At 34.6% G+C, this 17,702-nt stretch carries 17 protein-coding genes; 8 read left to right on the top strand and 9 right to left on the bottom strand.

Annotated elements, in window-relative coordinates:
- Positions 1-141 precede the first annotated feature (141 nt).
- From HMPREF3267_RS10020 to HMPREF3267_RS10030, 3 genes are all read left to right on the top strand, one after another.
- Positions 142-1,620, top strand: a complete 1,479-nt coding sequence (locus tag HMPREF3267_RS10020) for a M17 family metallopeptidase (protein WP_037544628.1) — start codon at positions 142-144, stop codon at positions 1,618-1,620.
- A gap of 316 nt (positions 1,621-1,936) precedes the next feature.
- Positions 1,937-3,256, top strand: a complete 1,320-nt coding sequence (locus HMPREF3267_RS10025) for a Na+/H+ antiporter family protein (RefSeq protein WP_002478453.1) — start codon at positions 1,937-1,939, stop codon at positions 3,254-3,256.
- A gap of 21 nt (positions 3,257-3,277) precedes the next feature.
- Positions 3,278-3,652, top strand: a complete 375-nt coding sequence (locus HMPREF3267_RS10030; RefSeq protein ID WP_062078770.1) for a PaaI family thioesterase — start codon at positions 3,278-3,280, stop codon at positions 3,650-3,652.
- A gap of 31 nt (positions 3,653-3,683) precedes the next feature.
- On the opposite strand, the gene HMPREF3267_RS10035 is transcribed toward HMPREF3267_RS10030, so the two are convergent.
- The 9 genes from HMPREF3267_RS10035 to kapB form a co-directional block, all read right to left on the bottom strand.
- Positions 3,684-4,853, bottom strand: coding sequence for an NAD(P)-binding domain-containing protein (locus tag HMPREF3267_RS10035; RefSeq protein ID WP_062078772.1), 1,170 nt, complete (start codon positions 4,851-4,853; stop codon positions 3,684-3,686).
- A 127-nt stretch (positions 4,854-4,980) separates the two neighbouring features.
- Positions 4,981-5,337, bottom strand: a complete 357-nt coding sequence (gene mnhG1 / locus HMPREF3267_RS10040) for a Na+/H+ antiporter Mnh1 subunit G (RefSeq protein WP_002478451.1) — start codon at positions 5,335-5,337, stop codon at positions 4,981-4,983.
- Positions 5,315-5,605: a Na(+)/H(+) antiporter subunit F1 gene (locus HMPREF3267_RS10045; RefSeq protein WP_002478450.1), complete on the bottom strand. Its 291-nt coding sequence runs from the start codon at positions 5,603-5,605 to the stop codon at positions 5,315-5,317. The genes mnhG1 and HMPREF3267_RS10045 overlap by 23 nt, the downstream gene beginning before the upstream one ends.
- Complete coding sequence (locus HMPREF3267_RS10050; RefSeq protein WP_037543131.1) at positions 5,602-6,081, bottom strand: Na+/H+ antiporter subunit E; 480 nt, start codon at positions 6,079-6,081, stop codon at positions 5,602-5,604. Before HMPREF3267_RS10050 ends, HMPREF3267_RS10045 begins: the two co-directional genes overlap by 4 nt.
- A 2-nt stretch (positions 6,082-6,083) precedes the next feature.
- Positions 6,084-7,580 (bottom strand): Na+/H+ antiporter subunit D, encoded by a 1,497-nt coding sequence (locus tag HMPREF3267_RS10055; protein WP_002478448.1) that lies wholly within the window; start codon positions 7,578-7,580, stop codon positions 6,084-6,086.
- Positions 7,567-7,914, bottom strand: a complete 348-nt coding sequence (mnhC1, locus tag HMPREF3267_RS10060; RefSeq protein WP_002459552.1) for a Na+/H+ antiporter Mnh1 subunit C — start codon at positions 7,912-7,914, stop codon at positions 7,567-7,569. The genes HMPREF3267_RS10055 and mnhC1 overlap by 14 nt, the downstream gene beginning before the upstream one ends.
- Positions 7,914-8,342 carry a Na(+)/H(+) antiporter subunit B gene (locus HMPREF3267_RS10065; protein WP_002459551.1) on the bottom strand — a complete coding sequence of 143 codons (429 nt, stop codon included), beginning with the start codon at positions 8,340-8,342 and terminating at the stop codon, positions 7,914-7,916. The genes mnhC1 and HMPREF3267_RS10065 overlap by 1 nt, the downstream gene beginning before the upstream one ends.
- Complete coding sequence (locus HMPREF3267_RS10070; RefSeq protein ID WP_062078774.1) at positions 8,323-10,740, bottom strand: Na+/H+ antiporter subunit A; 2,418 nt, start codon at positions 10,738-10,740, stop codon at positions 8,323-8,325. Before HMPREF3267_RS10070 ends, HMPREF3267_RS10065 begins: the two co-directional genes overlap by 20 nt.
- A 128-nt stretch (positions 10,741-10,868) precedes the next feature.
- Positions 10,869-11,249, bottom strand: a complete 381-nt coding sequence (kapB, locus tag HMPREF3267_RS10075; RefSeq protein ID WP_002478445.1) for a sporulation phosphorelay system protein KapB — start codon at positions 11,247-11,249, stop codon at positions 10,869-10,871.
- 68 nt (positions 11,250-11,317) lie between these two features.
- Here kapB and HMPREF3267_RS10080 point away from each other — a divergent pair, with 68 nt between their 5' ends.
- From HMPREF3267_RS10080 to HMPREF3267_RS10100, 5 genes are all read left to right on the top strand, one after another.
- Positions 11,318-11,911: a peptidylprolyl isomerase gene (locus HMPREF3267_RS10080; protein ID WP_002459548.1), complete on the top strand. Its 594-nt coding sequence runs from the start codon at positions 11,318-11,320 to the stop codon at positions 11,909-11,911.
- Between the two features lie 286 nt (positions 11,912-12,197).
- Complete coding sequence (gene ygs, locus HMPREF3267_RS10085) at positions 12,198-12,578, top strand: S1 domain-containing post-transcriptional regulator Ygs (RefSeq protein WP_002459547.1); 381 nt, start codon at positions 12,198-12,200, stop codon at positions 12,576-12,578.
- A gap of 197 nt (positions 12,579-12,775) precedes the next feature.
- Positions 12,776-13,906, top strand: coding sequence for an NADH-dependent flavin oxidoreductase (locus HMPREF3267_RS10090; RefSeq protein WP_002478443.1), 1,131 nt, complete (start codon positions 12,776-12,778; stop codon positions 13,904-13,906).
- 539 nt (positions 13,907-14,445) lie between these two features.
- The gene (locus HMPREF3267_RS10095) at positions 14,446-15,690 is read left to right on the top strand and encodes a Glu/Leu/Phe/Val family dehydrogenase (protein WP_002459545.1); all 1,245 of its coding nucleotides are present in this window, start codon (positions 14,446-14,448) and stop codon (positions 15,688-15,690) included.
- A 370-nt stretch (positions 15,691-16,060) separates the two neighbouring features.
- Positions 16,061-17,683 carry a hypothetical protein gene (locus HMPREF3267_RS10100; RefSeq protein WP_062077413.1) on the top strand — a complete coding sequence of 541 codons (1,623 nt, stop codon included), beginning with the start codon at positions 16,061-16,063 and terminating at the stop codon, positions 17,681-17,683.
- Positions 17,684-17,702 lie beyond the last annotated feature (19 nt).

Genomic DNA, 17,702 nt, shown 5'->3' on the forward strand with positions numbered 1-17,702 from the left:
CAAGGGGTTTTTTAGTGCCTAAATCAACATATTAACATGATTGATATACCTAATTGGTACTATGTTATGATTTATAAATGATATAGTTAAATTTATAAGGAAAATTTTAAAATTAAATAATTATATAAAAGGAATGATACTATGGTTCAATTAATTTTCAATCAACAACAAGGTACCAAGGACACTTTAATCATAGGATTACCATCACATCTGAATCAATTAGAGCCAATTTATTATGATGGTCTCGATTTGACAGGTTTATTGGAGAGCTATAAGCATCAGCATATTATTAGTGCTAATGTAGGACATATTTCTTCAACAGCATTATATATTAATCAACGTCTAGTAAGATTAATCACAGTTGGCTTAGGTAATTTAAAAACGTTAACTTCAGCTGATTATTTATGTGGATTTGGTCAATTATTTCAATATTTACGTAAAGAAATGATTGCAGAAGCCGAGCTACTATTTGAGACATTTCAATCTAAAACAATGTCCAAGCAACACTGCGCGACATTGCTCGGACTACAAAGTGCACGAGCGATTTATCAATTTGATCATTACAAATCAAATAAACGTGTACCATATCATTTAACCATTTATTTGAATAAGATAGATGATGAGATACAGCATACCCTAGAGCAAGGTGTTATTGTCGGTGAAGGCGTGAATGTTGCACGTGACTTCAGTTATATGCCACCTAATTTGTTAACGCCTAAAGTTTTTGCCGATGAAATTACACAACATTTTGAAGATCGTGCTGTTCAGATTGATATAAAAAATGGCACACAATTGTTGTCAGAAGGCTTTGGTTTGTTACACGCAGTAGGCAAGGGTTCTGCACATGAACCGCAACTGATTACATTGACATATCAAGGTACAAATGAGGAGCAAGCACCTATTATGCTTGTAGGTAAGGGTATTACCTATGATTCAGGAGGATATAGCATTAAGTCAAAGGCAGGCATGCAAACAATGAAATTTGATATGTGTGGTGCAGCGAATGTAGTAGGCATGTTGCATGCCATTGAACGCTTACAACTGCCAATAAATGTCGTCGGTATTATTGCGGCAGCTGAAAATATGATTAGCGACAGCTCTATGAAGCCGGATGATATCTATACGGCACTTAGTGGTGAAACAGTTGAAGTACTCAATAGTGATGCAGAAGGTCGATTAGTATTAGGAGATGCGGTCTTTTACGCGAGTCAATTTCAGCCAAGTGCCATTCTTGATTTTGCAACGTTAACAGGTGCAGCAATTGCTGCTTTAGGAGAAGATAAGGCTGCTGTATTTAATTCACAAGCAGATGATCAACTAAAAGAAATTTTAACCGTTGCACAACAGTACGAAGAATATGTATTTGAACTACCTATGACTGCGACAGAGCAACGTTTAATTCGTCAGTCAGATGTTGCCGATTTAGTCAATCACACGAATGGCCAAGGTAAAGCTTTATTTGCAGCTGCTTTCATCAGTCATTTTAGCGGAAGTGTGCCGCATTTACATTTTGATATTGCGGGTCCAGCTACCATCGCTCATAAGAACTATAATGGTCCAAAAGGTGCAACAGGGTATTTAATACCAACAATTGTAAAGTGGTTACAACAATTAACATAAAGATTCATAGTGGAACATAGTTCCTGAAGTCAACTATTTCAAGTTATAAATGATCTGGGGACATCATTATGTTTTAGGCTATGAACTCCATATATTGGCAGTAGTTGACTGGATTGAAAATACGCGTGATGCCAAGCTTTTTTCAATCCTAGTCAACCTTGCCGGGGCAGGACTACGAATTCATAATGAATACTGTCCTGCTCTTTTTTTAACCATTTTTTTGCAACTTTATATTGACAGCTGTAATTTGAACTGCTATTATAAACGTCATACAAAAACGCTTTAGTTCGGTAGAGTGATAAAGGATGTGTTTTTTATGATTAATGCAGTTGTTATTGCAGTAGTGCTAATGATTGTTTTATGTTTATGTCGACTTAATGTAGTCATTAGTCTTTTTATTAGTGCACTTGTTGGTGGATTGATTTCAGGTATGACTTTAAATAAAGTGGTGGCGGTCTTCGCTAAAAATATTGTAGATGGTGCAGAGGTCGCTTTGAGTTATGCTTTATTAGGTGGTTTTGCTGCTTTAATTTCTTATAGTGGTATTACCGATTATTTAGTTAATAAGATTATACGTGCAATCCACTCAGAGAATAGTCGATTGTCAAGAATTAAGGTTAAAGTCATTATTATAGTGGCACTTTTAGCGATGAGTATTATGAGCCAGAACTTAATTCCAGTTCATATCGCTTTTATTCCAATTGTGATACCACCATTATTAAGTTTATTTAATGACTTGCGCATAGATCGACGTTTGATTGGTTTAGTCATTGGCTTTGGATTATGTTGGCCATACGTATTATTACCTTATGGTTTTGGTCAAATCTTCCACCAAATTATTCAAAGCGGATTTTCAAAAGCACATCATCCTATTGAATTTAATATGATTTGGAAAGCGATGTTAATACCTTCAATGGGCTATATTGCTGGCTTGATACTAGGTATGATTTACTATCGTAAACCCAGAGATTATAAGCGTGAATCATATACAGATAACGAAGCAGGCAATACTGAAATTAAACCATATGTCTTAGGAGTAACTGTTGTAGCTATTTTAGCAACATTTTTAGTTCAAACATTTACAGATTCAATGATTTTTGGTGCGCTTGCAGGGGTGCTTGTATTCTTCATTTCTCGTGTTTATAAATGGACAGAGTTAGATAGTCAATTTGTTGAAGGTATTAAAATTATGTCATTTATAGGTGTAGTTATCTTGTCAGCGAATGGCTTTGCGGGTGTGATGAATGAAACTGGAGATATCCAACACTTGGTAAGTAACTTAACACAAGTGACAAGTGGACATAAGTTATTAAGCATCATCATCATGTATGTCATTGGCTTAATTGTCACATTAGGTATTGGTTCATCGTTTGCAACAATTCCAATCATTGCTACGTTATTTATTCCATTAGGTGCTTCTCTTGGATTGGATACGATGGCATTAATTGCTTTAGTAGGTACCGCTGCTGCATTAGGTGATTCGGGTTCACCTGCGAGTGATTCAACACTGGGGCCTACAGCAGGATTAGATATTGATGGACAGCACGATCATATACGAGATACATGTATTCCAAACTTTATCTTTTATAATGTGCCGCTCATTATTTTTGGAACAATTGCAGCTATGGTATTATAAAACAAAAACGGAGTGTCTCATATGACTAATTTATTAGAAACATTGGATATGAAGATTGAGTCCGAACAAGAGGGCAAGGTTGTATTGTCTATGCCAGTGAGTGATAAAGTGAAACAACCTTTTGGATATTTACATGGAGGCGCAAGTCTAGCACTTGGTGAAACAGCCTGTTCACTTGGTGCGGCTAATTTAATTGATAACCAAAAATTCATTCCACTTGGTTTAGAGATGAATGCCAATCATATGAAATCTACACGTGATGGTTATGTCTATGCCACGGCTACAATATTGCACCAAGGTAGTACAACACAAGTTTGGGATATTAAAATTACAGATGACAAAGCACAACTTATTAGTGTTATGCGTGGTACAATCGCAATCAAGTCAATAAAGTAACAAAATTTCCCCTATAAAAGAGGAAGCGTTATTATGCGCTTCCTCTTTTATAGGGTTTTTGAGTTAGACGTTGATATGCCTGATATATGCGTTCTGCGGCATCACGCCCACCCATAATGTTTCTAGCGAATGGGCCTAATTCTAAATCTGCTAATCCACCAGCAACAAATAATTGTGGTAACCACTCTAATTCTGAAGTTATTTGAGGGAATCCACTCATGGTTATAGGTGCTTGTTCTTGTTGAATCAAGTTTTTAACCATAGGCTGTTGAAGCAAAGTAGGCTTAAAACCAGTAGCTAATAAAATATGGTTATATGGATGCTGCTCCTGTTCCGTATAACAATGATGATCCGATATGTGTTTAATAGGTGACTGATGGATGATAAGTCGACCTTCAGATACATATTTTTTAAGGCGTAAATATAATTCATGTGGTAATGAACCCTTATGTCGTTCTTGGTTTATGATAGCCATACGTTTATGTGATGATTCAATTTGTAAGAACCGGTTCATATTTTTAGGACCGAGCCATCCAGGATCAGCGTCAAAATCATGTATTTCAAATTGCTTATTCATCCATAAATGAATCGTATTATTTGGCTGTAAATCAATTAATTTTAATGTTAAATGTGCAGCAGAAATACCACTACCGACAACATGAGCGGTATGCTGATAAATTGTTTCGTCGATATTAGTTTGAAAAATATGTGTGATATCTGGTTGCTGTTGAAAGATGTCAGGAATGTACGGCTGATGATTGCAACCATTGGCTAATACCACACAATCTGTATTAAAAAGTGTGCCATCTTGTAGTTCAAGCTGCCATTGTGATTGCTGTTTACGTATGTGACTAACCTTGCCTTGGCGATGGGACATATTAAGATTGTAATCATGAATTTGTTGATGTGTATGATCCATAAACATGTCACGTTGAGGACGTTTGTATTTACCATAAGTCGCGCCCGTATACTGATGGTATTTCGCAAATTGTTTTAAATGAAATGGATTTGGATGACAATGGTGTACAAACGGAGACCTTAAAAAAGGCATGCGAATACGCTGGCTAAATTGATTAAACTGTTCACATAATGAAGCATATGGGTCAATAATCGTTAAATTTTCAAGTGGTAAGCCATGATGTCTTAACTTAATAGCAATTGTGGTTCCTTGAAGACCGCCACCAATAATTGTCCAATGCATATAATCACTACTTTCTATTATAAAACGTAATAGTTACGATTTATAATAGCATGTTTAACACAATAAATGCAACAAAAAAGGGAACGGAACAGAATTCATTATGAATTCGTAGTTCCGCTCCCTAACGTTATAATTTTTTATCTTTTAAATCATCGTTAATTTCATCTATTTTAGTGTTCTTAGTGTATGGCGTTTTAATATTATAAGCTGCCTTCATAATCATATGACTTGAAAGGGGACCAGTTATAAAGACAAAGATAATACCTAATAGTAGTTGCATATTTGGATAACCTTTCGTGGCGTAAAAATATAAAAACGTACCAAATAGTAAGAACATGGCACCAAGTGTTGCTGCTTTACCCGCAGCATGTGCGCGTGAGTAAACATCTTCGAGACGAATAATGCCAATGGCTGCAAATGCACTTATCAATGCACCTAAAATAACAAATATTACAGCGATACTATTGATGATCGTCGTTATCACGGTCAATCACCTTACCTTTATCAATAAATTTACTAAATACAGCTGTACCTAAAAATGCAAGTATGGCAACGAGTAAAATTGCTACTAATAAATACTCTGCCCCCATAAAAATACTGTAAAGTGCGATGCAGGCCATTAATTGCAGGCCAATCGCATCTAGTGCAACAATTCTATCAGCGAGAGAGGGGCCTAAAATGACCCTAATAAACATTGCAATCATTGATAACGCAACAATGATTAAAGCAATCATCATAATGACATGAATCATTCGTTCCCCACCTCTCTAACTACTTTTTCCAATGATGATTTAATACTAGCGACTTCTTCTTCTTTAGTACTAAAGTCAATGGCATGAATATAGATTTTAGTGCGGTCGTCACTAATACCAAGGACGACAGTTCCTGGTGTCAACGTAATAAGGTTAGATAATAAGACGATTTGCCAATCTGTTTTTAAGTCTGTGTTATATACAAAGAATCCAGGATGATTATTGATTTTAGGCCGTAAAATGATCTTTAATACATCAATATTTGCTTTAATTAATTCAATCAAAAAGACTACGGCTAATTTTATAATTTTATATACGCGATATAAATAAAAATGTTGCGGTAATACTTTTGAAAATAAAAATACGAATAGGGCACCAAGAATTAATCCAAGGACGAAATTATTGAGGGTATAGCTACCAGTTAATAAAAGCCAGATAACAGAAAGAATCAAATTAACAATAAATTGAAATGCAATCATCATTTACCCCCCAATACACTTTTAATATAAATACTAGGATCTGTATAAGTCATTGCAGCTTCCTTAACATAAGGATAAAGTACCTCTGCCGATAGTCCAAAAACAACTGTAATGGTAACAGCAACAATTGAAATGATTGTAATCGTGGTAATTTGTTGATTTGATGCTATGTTATAGCCATATGCCTCACCGAAGAATCCTTTTAAGAAAATACGCATAACGGAATATAATACGACTAAACTTGATAGTAATACAACGATACCACTGATATAGAAACCTTCTTCAAATGTAGACTTTACAATTAATAACTTACCATAAAAACCACTTAATGGTGGTATACCCGCTAGACTAAGTGCGGCTATAAAGAATGTCCATCCTAAAACAGGATAAGACTTTATTAAACCACCAAATTGATTTAAATCTGTAGTTTTAGTGATTTGATACATTACTCCAATTAATAAAAACAGGGCAGTTTTGACCAACATATCATGTAAAGTGTAATATATTGCGCCCATCATACCAGTTTGTGTCATTAAGGCAACACCCACCAAAATCACGCCTATAGCAATCATAATATTGTAAATAATGATCTTTTTCGTATCATTAAATGCAATCGCACCTACACAGCCAAATATAATTGTTAGTAATGCAAAGAATAAGACAAGATAGTGTGAGAAGCCAACGGTATCTTGGAAAAATAAACTCAAAGTTCTAGCAATCGCGTATACGCCGACTTTAGTTAACAATGCACCAAAAAAAGCAATAATAGCAAATGGAGGTGCATAATATGAACCAGGTAACCATACATACATTGGAAAGGCACCAGCCTTTGTTGCAAAAACAAAGAAGAATAAAATAAAGACAATGCTAACTAATCCGCTTTCAGTGTTTGATAGTTGTGCTAGTTTTTGACTGATATCTGCCATATTTAACGTTCCCACAATAGAATAAAGAATTGCTACTGCGATAACGAAAAATGTAGAAGATACAACGTTAATGAGTAAATATTTAACCGTTTCTCTCAATTGAACTTGCGTACTACCGAGCACGAGTAAGCAATAAGAAGACATTAAAAATACTTCGAAAAAGACAAATAAGTTAAAAATATCTCCGGTAGTAAATGCGCCTATAATACCAGTCAACATAAACATAATAGAGAAGTAATAATAATACGTTTCTCTATGTATGCCAGATGTAGGAATTGAAAATGAAATAATTAGCATTGTAATTACAATGCTGGTAATGATTAACATGGCACTAAATAAATCTAAAGTAAAAACAATGCCATATGGTGCCGACCATGAGCCGAGTTCAACTTTAATTGGACCATGTTGTGCCACATGATTAAAGTTAACAATCGCAGCTACTAACGTTAACACACATCCAATAAGAGCCACATAACGTTTGATAACAGGACGCTTACCTAAGAATACTAGTATAATCGCTGTAATCATCGGCACGATAATGGCTACCACTAATAAATTACTTTCTAGCATCTTCAGGAGCTCCTTTCATACGTTCGACATTATCAGTGCCTAATTCTTTATAACTGCGAAATGCAAGTACTAAGAAAAAGGCTGTTGTTGCAAAGGCGATGACAATCGCAGTTAAAATTAAGGCATGTGGTATAGGGTCAACATAATGAGAGATACCTTTTTCATAAATAGGCATTTCACCATTTTTTAAACCACCCATTGTGATTAAAAAGAGATTTGAGGCATGTGTGATAATTGTTGTTCCCATAATAATGCGAATAAGACTTTTAGATAAGATGAGATAGACACTGATGGCAGTTAATATGCCACAAACAATAATCATGATAATTTCCATTAGTCATTCTCTCCAATCGTTATAATAATCGTCATTACGGTACCAACTACGGCACATAACACACCAAAGTCAAAGAACATGGGCGTATTCATATGCATAGGTGCAAGCAATGGTAAGGGAACATTAAATTCAGTATGTGTAAAGAAATTTTCGCCATATAACCAACTTGCAATAGGTGTTGTTACACAAAAGACAAGACCTATACCAATCAAAATTTTAAAATCCCAAGGGAAGATACGACGCATTGTTTTGATATCAAAAGCAATGGTGATAATTACTAAAGCGCTTGAGATTAATAAACCACCGACAAAGCCACCACCAGGTGTATAATGACCTGCTAAAAATAATGTGACAGCAAAAAGTGAAATTAACAAAGCGATAATGACAGCAGCATACTGTAACATTAAATTATTTTTCTGTCTGTTCATAACGCTTCACCTCACTTGAATTGGCTTTATGCTTGTTTTTTAATTTAATCATTGTATATACGCCTAAACCTGCAATACCAAGTACAGACGATTCAAATAAAGTGTCCATACCACGGAAATCGACGAGGATGACGTTGACCATGTTTTTACCATGAGCTAGATCATACACATGCGCTTTATAGTACTCAGCTATTGAAGTGAAATGGCGATTACCATAGGCAATCAAACCTAAAATGATAACAACAAGTCCTACGCCAGCAGATATCAAAGCATTCGTTACTTTAAATGATCGCGTCTCGTTATAACGGTTTAAGTTAGGCAAATAATAGAAACATAGTAAAAATAATGCAGTTGAGATTGACTCAACAACAAATTGAGTTAAAGCTAAATCAGGTGCTTTAAAGAAGACAAATAGTACCGATACGGCATAGCCAATGACACTCAACATGATAATACTAAAGAGTCTAGACTTAGCTAAGACGACCATAAACGCAGCAACAACAAGCAATACAATAATAGCTGCTTCAAAGATTCTAATACGATTTACGTCTTTAAAGTCAAAGTGGAAAGGCACACTTGACAGTGTAGCGATAGTGATGACTAATAAAGCACTGAAGATAATAACTAAATGATTACGTGAGAAACCATCTACATAACTACTTGTCATTGCCTTAGAATAGTTAGGTAAAAGCATGCCCGAACGATTATACCAATAATTGAACGTTAGCCGTTGAGGGTGAGCTTGCAATAGTTTAACCCAGTAAGTAAACGTTAAAATAAAGACAATTCCTAAAGCATAAATCACTAACGTAGAGATGAACGCTAGGGTCAGACCGTGAAATAGTTCAAATTCTGCTACTACATTTGATGACTGACTGATTGCTTGTGCTGCAGGTGCAACAAGTGCTTGTGATGTCCATCCAGGGAATAAACCAAGGGCAATCACTAGAATCGCTAAAATAGTAGGTGACACAAGCATGAGAATTGGTGCTTCATGTGCTTGTTTTGGCAAACGATCTGGACGATGTTTGCCAAAAAAGATGTGCATGACAAATTTAATAGCGTAGACAAAGGTAAAGATACTTCCAGCAATAGCCATGATTGGGAAAATCATACCTAATGTGTTTAAGCTAAAAATATTTGCATGTGTTACCGAAAGCATAGCATCTATAAATGATTCTTTTGACAAGAAACCATTAAACGGTGGAATGCCTGCCATACTTAATGCTGAAATAATCGTAAGCGTAAAGGTCATCGGCATGATAGTCAATAAACCACCTAGTTTATTGATATCACGCGTACCAGTTTCGTGATCAATCGCTCCCGTCACCATAAATAAAGCACCTTTAAATGTCGCATGATTAATTAAATGGAACATTGCTGCAGTATAAGCTGCAATATAGAGCTGGCTATCAGCGCCTTCGAAATGATAGCTCACTGCGCCAATACCCAGCATTGACATAATCATGCCTAACTGAGAGACGGTTGAAAATGCAAGAATACCCTTTAAATCAGTTTGTTTAGTTGCATTTAAAGAAGCCCAAAATAGAGTGATTAGACCGACGAGTGTCACGGTCCAAATCCAACCTTGAGATACAGCAAACAATGGTGTCATACGCGCCACTAGATATAATCCTGCTTTAACCATGGTTGCAGAATGTAAGTAAGCACTTACTGGTGTTGGCGCCTCCATAGCATCTGGTAACCAAATATAAAAAGGTACCTGTGCAGATTTGGTGAAAGCTCCAATTAAAACTAAAACCATCGCAAGATTAAATATTGGGCTATTTTGAATTTCAATGGTATTTTCAAATAATTGCTTAATACTAAAACTATTTCCAGCAATACCTAATAGAATAAAACCACCGAGTAAAGATAAGCCGCCAAATACTGTAATGATTAGTGATTTTTGTGCACCATAAATGGAAGCTTGACGTGTTCTCCAAAAGGAAATCAGTAAGAAACTGGAAAAAGACGTTAGCTCCCAGAATAAGTACAACATAATCATATTATCTGAGATGACAACACCTAACATCGCACCCATAAATAATAATAAATAACAGTAAAAGTTTCCAAGTTGTTCTTGCTTACTTAAGTATCCAATCGAATAAAGTACGACTAAACTACCAATCCCTGTAATTAATAAGCTAAACAATAAACCTAAGCCATCTATATAAAGGTCAAAGTTCATTCCGATATGAGGCATCCAGTTTAAAGTTCTCATTATCGTATTACCTGACGTCGTAATTGGTATGTAGGTTAAAAAATAAATAAATAAGACGATAGGGACAGGTAATACAAACCATCCTAAATGGATACGTGGTACGAATCGATATAGGATTGGAATAATGAGTGCAAATATTAACGGTAATATAACCGCAATATGTAACCAACTCATTATATTGTCCTCCTTTAAAAATTTGTTTATGTTATTCATTATACATGAATCATATTGTTCTGAAAAACGTGACAATCACTACTATGCTTACATTTATCGAGACTTTTAAATAAGAAGAAACACGTTTTTTAGTAAAAATTTTGTTTATATTGAAGGGTATAATCCTCTTTTATGCGTGACAAATTTTCTAATGCGCGCTGTGCATAATCATCATTTTGTTCTTTAAGTGAATCTTCTAATGCGGAGAGTGCTTGTTGCAATGATGCTTCATAAGACATACGTTCAACATTAAATTCCCGTAATTGTGACTGCTTAGCATAACGCTTTTCAAAGTGGCTTAGCGCTTTACGCTCGTGAAAGAACACGCCTTCTGTAGCTTTGGGATGATGTAAATCACCTTGTTTTGGATGTTTAATCACTTGCTCAATTTGAACAAGAACCTCATCACCATGCTGTTCTACAATGGAGACGCCATAAGTCCCAGTTTTATGTGAAAATCGATGTAACATGTTATATGACTTCCTTTCAAATATGTTAGTATATATGTATATCATCATAACATGAATGGAGAATTGAAATGGCTAACTATCCACAGTTAAATAAAGAAATACAAGATAATGAAATTAAAGTAATCATGCATACAAATAAAGGTGACATGACGTTTAAATTATTCCCAGATATTGCTCCAAAAACAGTTGAAAATTTTGTGACACATGCGAAAAATGGCTATTATGATGGTGTTACATTCCACCGTGTGATTAATGACTTTATGATTCAAGGTGGTGACCCTACAGCAACTGGTATGGGTGGAGAAAGCATATATGGAAGTGCTTTTGAAGATGAATTTTCATTAGAAGCATTTAACTTATATGGCGCTTTGTCAATGGCCAATGCTGGTCCAAATACAAATGGGTCACAATTTTTTGTTGTACAAATGAAAGACATCCCAGAATCAATGATTAGTCAACTTGTTGATGGTGGCTGGCCTGAAGAAATCGCTCAAGCTTATAAAGAAAATGGCGGTACACCATGGTTGGATCAAAAGCATACGGTTTTCGGACAACTCATTGAAGGAGACACTACATTAGAAGATATCGCTAATACTAAAGTAGGTCCTCAAGATAAACCTGTACATGATGTTGTTATTGAAGGTATCGATGTAGCAGAATAAGAACTAAGAACGCGATATAATCACGACCAACAAGGATTTAAATATTTAGCTGTATGAGTTGTTGGCTGCTTGGGATTTAATAGGTAACCCAAGCACTACTTTTATAAATAGAATATATGATTTAACAAGGATTAAAACCATGTAGATTGATTGTTATCAGTTGCATGGTTTTTAATTAGTCTATAAACTACATGATTTCTCTGTTCCTAACAATATTATTAGTCCATATTATCGTTTTGTGCTATTATTATTATGTTAAGTAAAATAGATATAAGGGGTTATCACGTTGAATAATCACTATAGAGCAGGTCAACATATTAAGGTACGTGTGACTGGTATTCAACCTTATGGCGCATTTGTTGAGACCCCTGACCATACTGAAGGACTTATTCATATTTCAGAGATTATGGATGACTATGTCCACAATTTAAAGAAATTTCTGTCAGAGGGACAGGTAGTTAAAGCTAAAATTTTATCGATTGATGATGAAGGAAAGCTTAATTTGTCCCTTAAAGATAATGATTACTTTAAAAACTATGAACGTAAAAAAGAAAAACAATCCGTTTTGGATGAAATAAAAGAGACAGAAAAGTATGGGTTTCAAACGCTTGAAGAACGCCTACCGGTCTGGATTAAACAGTCAAAACGTGCGATGCATAACAATTGAATGACTGTGAACACGTCAAACTAACGTTGCTGATTAAAAGGAACGTTAGTTTTTTTATATAAAAATTCACAAATGATTGATATTTAGTTTTTCGGGAAGAAAAAAAGTGGATGTCAACATGTATTAACAAGCAAATAATTAGAACTAAAGTTGTTCACATGCTATAGTTTGTGCAAAATTAAGGAGGAAAATTTGCAATGAATAAAAAATATGCGAAGTTATTTGAGAAAGTTAAACTACCGAACGGTGTTGAACTAAAAAATCGATTTGTTTTGGCACCTATGACACACAATACTTCAAATGATGATGGTACAATTTCTGAAAGTGAAATAACATTTAGTGAAACGCGTTCTAAAGATGTTGGTCTAGCGATTAATGCAGCAAGTAATGTTAATGATCTTGGTAAAGCGTTTCCAGGTCAACCTTCAGTCGCACATGATTCCGATATCGATGGTTTAAAGCGTTTAGCAAAAGTGATGAAAAAACACGGCGCAAAGGCGTTAGTTCAAATACATCACGGTGGTGCACAGTCATTGCCAAACTTGACTCCTAATGGTGATGTTGTAGCTCCTAGTCCAATTTCAATGAAAAGTTTTGGAGAGCAGCAAGAACATCACGCGCGAGAGATAACACCAGAAGAAATTGAACAAACGATTAAAGATTTTGGTGAAGCAACACGTCGTGTGATTGAAGCGGGATTTGATGGCGTTGAGATTCACGGAGCTAACCATTATCTTATTCATCAATTTGTTTCTCCATACTATAATAGACGCAATGATGAATGGGCAGATTCAATGAAATTTCCACTAGCTGTCGTTCAAGAAGTACTTCAAGCAAAGCAAAAATATGCAAGTGATGACTTTATTGTTGGATATCGTTTATCACCAGAAGAACAAGAATCGCCAGGAATTACAATGGAAATCACTCAGCAATTGGTTGAACTTTTGGCAGAACAACCTATTGATTACATTCATATATCAACAATGCATGTACATGGTGAAACACGAGAAGGTAAATACGCTGGTCAAGAACGCTTACCACTGATCCATAGATGGATAGATGGTCGCATGCCATTGATTGGAATAGGCTCTATATTCACGGCTGACCAAGCATTAGATGCAGTTGAAACAGCAGATATCGAATTAGTGGCTTTAGGACGTGAACTTGCACTCGATTATCAATTTATTTCAAAAATCGAAAAAGGCAAAGAGCAAGATATTATTTCTACATTTGATTCAACACGACAAGATCATTATGAATTACCACCGAACTTGTGGAAAAAATTTAATAATGGCTTTTATCCACTACCAAGAACAGATGAGAATTAGAGGTCATTAACACGAGCTAGCGGGACTAAAAGAAATACACAGTACATGTCTCTATTATATTCTGAACCAAATATTGGCAGTAGTTGACTGAATTGAAAATACGCTTATACTCAGCTTTATTCAATCCTAGTCAACCTTACCGGGGCGGACTACGAATTCATAATGAATTATGTTCTGCTCCTTTTTATTGGAGTGTCGTCTTAAATTGGGCTTGTATTTTGTTGGTGGGTTGTGGCATTATAAATGTAAGGGCTTACAAAACAACTCTTTTATTTATATAAAGGAGTTGTTTTGATTTATTTGTATGATGTAAAATTGATTAAATTATTGTGGCACAATGTTTAATTCGGCAATCAAACATTGGGATATAAAGTTTTGATATGATGTTTATACAAATTGCTAGGCATACTGTAATGGTAGTACTAAAGGCTGTTCAAAAAATTGTAACATTTAGTATGAAACCCCTTTAAAAACATAAGACATATTGTTACAATGTTTATGAAAGCGAAATCATTAGTTAAAAAGAGGCGAAGAGGATCATGACTGAGACTAATAATTTAGTAACTTCTACACAAAGTATTATTAAAGAGGCATTACATAAATTAGGTTTTGATGATGGTATGTACGATTTAATTAAAGAACCATTAAGATTTTTAGAAGTGCGTATTCCAGTAAGAATGGACGACGGAACTGTAAAAACATTTACTGGTTATCGTGCACAACATAATGATGCAGTTGGGCCAACAAAAGGTGGCGTAAGATTTCATCCTGAAGTAGATGAAGAGGAAGTAAAAGCTTTATCTATGTGGATGACCTTAAAATGTGGCATTGTCAACTTACCATACGGCGGTGGTAAAGGTGGTATTGTGTGTGATCCACGTGAGATGAGTATTCATGAAGTTGAAAGATTATCTCGTGGCTATGTAAGAGCAATTTCACAATTTGTTGGACCGACTAAAGATATTCCAGCACCTGATGTATTTACAAATTCACAAATTATGGCATGGATGATGGACGAATATAGCGCATTAGATAAATTCAATTCACCTGGTTTCATTACAGGAAAACCAATTGTCTTAGGCGGTTCACAAGGTCGTGATCGTTCTACTGCCTTGGGTGTTGTTATAGCTATTGAACAAGCAGCTAAGCGAAGAGGACGTCAAATCGAAGGATCTAAAGTAGTGATTCAAGGCTTTGGAAACGCAGGTAGCTTTTTAGCAAAATTCCTATACGATATGGGTGCTAAAATTGTAGGTATATCTGATGCATATGGCGCATTACACGATCCTAATGGACTAGATATTGATTACTTATTAGATCGTCGAGATAGTTTCGGTACTGTAACAAATTTATTTGAAGATACGATTTCGAATAAAGAGCTATTTGAAATAGATTGTGATATTTTAGTTCCAGCAGCAATCTCAAATCAAATTACTGAAGATAACGCACATGATATTAAAGCTGATATTGTTGTTGAGGCAGCTAATGGACCAACGACACCTGAAGCAACACGTATTCTAACAGAAAGAGGTATTTTACTAGTACCAGATGTGCTTGCAAGTGCTGGTGGCGTAACGGTATCATACTTTGAATGGGTGCAAAATAACCAAGGCTACTATTGGTCAGAAGAAGAAGTTAATGAAAAATTACGTGAAAAATTAGTTGAAGCCTTTGATACAATATATGAATTATCTCAAAATAGAAGAATTGATATGAGATTAGCAGCATATATTGTCGGCATTAAGCGTACTGCTGAAGCTGCTCGTTATCGTGGTTGGGCATAAAATACAATAATAATTTTTAGGGTCTGGGACATTAAGTTCTTAAACAATGTAAAAAAGACAATTTCTATTAAAACTATTTGAGAGAAATTGTCTTTTCTCTTATGTATTAGATAATATACAGCTCGTTATCATTTTAGGGGGATAAGATGTAGTCCTACGATGGTGTTCGAATTATAAATTAATTTTGGTTTGATATCATTGCTTACCTTATTATTATTCGGCAAACGTCATAAAAATCGTAAAGAAAATTAATTATATTTTACAGAAAGGTCGGGCGTCTGTCCGTCCTTTTTTATAATTGATTGAAAATTTGCAGAAAAAATAAAATATTTGTAAAGTAAAGTTAACCTATTATTAAAGGAGAAAGCCTATGAATATAGAAAGTAAAATTCAAGACTTAGTTGATCAAGTCAACAATTTCTATCCTGAATTTGATAAAATATTTGTGAGTTTGGGCAGACCCAATATTAAAGCGCAAGTCAAATTATTAAAAAATAAGCGTAATCTTGAACGTGATGTTATGAAGCGATGCCAAAAATTTAAGAAACAAGCAGGTAGTTACCCGCAATGGATAAAATTGGATATCGTTACTGATACACAAACCATTCGTTTTGATAATGTAGCTGAAGAATTGATAACTACTCGTAGAAATTATATTGATTTTGGTATTGCAATGGATAATTATTGGAATTTAACTTTTTTACCAGAAGAAATTAATGCCAATGCATTTGTTAGACCTAAAAAAGGTACGAACACTTTATTTTTATCCGAAGAAAATATTAATAATTATCTTAAAAAATATACGACACATAAAAAAGGCTTTAGCTATGAATTTTACAAAGATAAAAATGTAACGAAGTTTTATACACAAGGGTTTATATATGATGGTGAAGGTATTTATCAATTACATGGAAGAGGATATCAAAAAAACTTACGTATAGTTAATAATTTACATACAGAAATTGATAAGTTAATAGATAAGAGTTCTGACTTTTTACAAAATATGCTAATGCCGAATGGACGCTATATTTATGGTTATTTTCCACATTTTGATAAAACGATTAATTTTTATAACGTACTTAGACACGCTTCCTCAACGTATGCATTAATTGAAGGTTTAGCATATCAACAGAAAGATATTACATCAACAGAGAAAGCAATTGACTATATTATTGATTATTGTTTATGCAAAGATAACTCAGGAGCAATGTTTGTTTTTGATGGTACGAATGATATCAATGAAATTAAATTAGGTCAAAATGCGTCATTTATTTTTGCTGTATGTGAATATTTAAAATATGGACAATTTAATAAACGTTATTTAAATGTAGCGCAGCAAGTTGCTCAAGGTATGTTAAAAATGATTAATCAGACGACAGGCGAAACGGTACATATTTTAAATTATCCAGATTTAACTGTAAAAGAAAAATATCGTATTGTATATTATGATGGAGAAGCAGCACTTGCGCTATTACGGTTATATCAAATCGATCAGCAGCCGCAATGGTTAAAAACGGTAAAAATATTATTTGAGTATTTTATTGCTAATGATTATTGGAAATATCATGACCATTGGTTAGGCTATTGCACAAATGAGTTAGTTCAAATTTCATCGGAAGAAAAGTATTACCGTTTTGGAATTCAAAACGTTAGTTCTCACTTGGATTATATTAAACAGAGGGAAACAACATACCCTACGTTTTTAGAAATGCTGATGGCCACATATCATTTAGTTGAAAAGGCTAAAGCTTCGGGATATGATGATTTGGTTGCAGAATGGTTAGACGAAGATAAATTTATTGATACGATCCATACAAGGGCAGATTATGAACGCACGGGTTTCTTTTATCCTGAAATTGCGATGTATTTTAAAAAGCCAGGTCGCATTTTAAATAGTTTCTTTATTAAACATCATGGTTATCGTGTAAGAATTGATGATATAGAACATTATGTGTCAGGGTACGTGCAATATCAGAAAGTATTTAAGGCGTAAGTTTTGTCGGTAAAAAGGA

The sequence above is a fragment of the Staphylococcus sp. HMSC62D11 genome, assembly GCF_001839145.1.
Classification (GTDB): Bacteria; Bacillota; Bacilli; order Staphylococcales; family Staphylococcaceae; genus Staphylococcus; species Staphylococcus lugdunensis.

Bases quoted from the DNA above. Each gene is read 5' to 3' on its own strand.
- HMPREF3267_RS10020 (WP_037544628.1), top strand. From the start codon at position 142: ATGGTTCAATTAATTTTCAATCAACAACAAGGTACCAAGGACACTTTA.
- HMPREF3267_RS10025 (WP_002478453.1), top strand. From the start codon at position 1,937: ATGATTAATGCAGTTGTTATTGCAGTAGTGCTAATGATTGTTTTATGT.
- HMPREF3267_RS10030 (WP_062078770.1), top strand. From the start codon at position 3,278: ATGACTAATTTATTAGAAACATTGGATATGAAGATTGAGTCCGAACAA.
- HMPREF3267_RS10035 (WP_062078772.1), bottom strand. From the start codon at position 4,853: ATGCATTGGACAATTATTGGTGGCGGTCTTCAAGGAACCACAATTGCT.
- HMPREF3267_RS10045 (WP_002478450.1), bottom strand. From the start codon at position 5,605: ATGATTCATGTCATTATGATGATTGCTTTAATCATTGTTGCGTTATCA.
- HMPREF3267_RS10055 (WP_002478448.1), bottom strand. From the start codon at position 7,580: ATGCTAGAAAGTAATTTATTAGTGGTAGCCATTATCGTGCCGATGATT.
- mnhC1 (WP_002459552.1), bottom strand. From the start codon at position 7,914: ATGGAAATTATCATGATTATTGTTTGTGGCATATTAACTGCCATCAGT.
- HMPREF3267_RS10065 (WP_002459551.1), bottom strand. From the start codon at position 8,342: ATGAACAGACAGAAAAATAATTTAATGTTACAGTATGCTGCTGTCATT.
- HMPREF3267_RS10070 (WP_062078774.1), bottom strand. From the start codon at position 10,740: ATGAGTTGGTTACATATTGCGGTTATATTACCGTTAATATTTGCACTC.
- kapB (WP_002478445.1), bottom strand. From the start codon at position 11,249: ATGTTACATCGATTTTCACATAAAACTGGGACTTATGGCGTCTCCATT.
- HMPREF3267_RS10080 (WP_002459548.1), top strand. From the start codon at position 11,318: ATGGCTAACTATCCACAGTTAAATAAAGAAATACAAGATAATGAAATT.
- HMPREF3267_RS10090 (WP_002478443.1), top strand. From the start codon at position 12,776: ATGAATAAAAAATATGCGAAGTTATTTGAGAAAGTTAAACTACCGAAC.
- HMPREF3267_RS10095 (WP_002459545.1), top strand. From the start codon at position 14,446: ATGACTGAGACTAATAATTTAGTAACTTCTACACAAAGTATTATTAAA.
- HMPREF3267_RS10100 (WP_062077413.1), top strand. From the start codon at position 16,061: ATGAATATAGAAAGTAAAATTCAAGACTTAGTTGATCAAGTCAACAAT.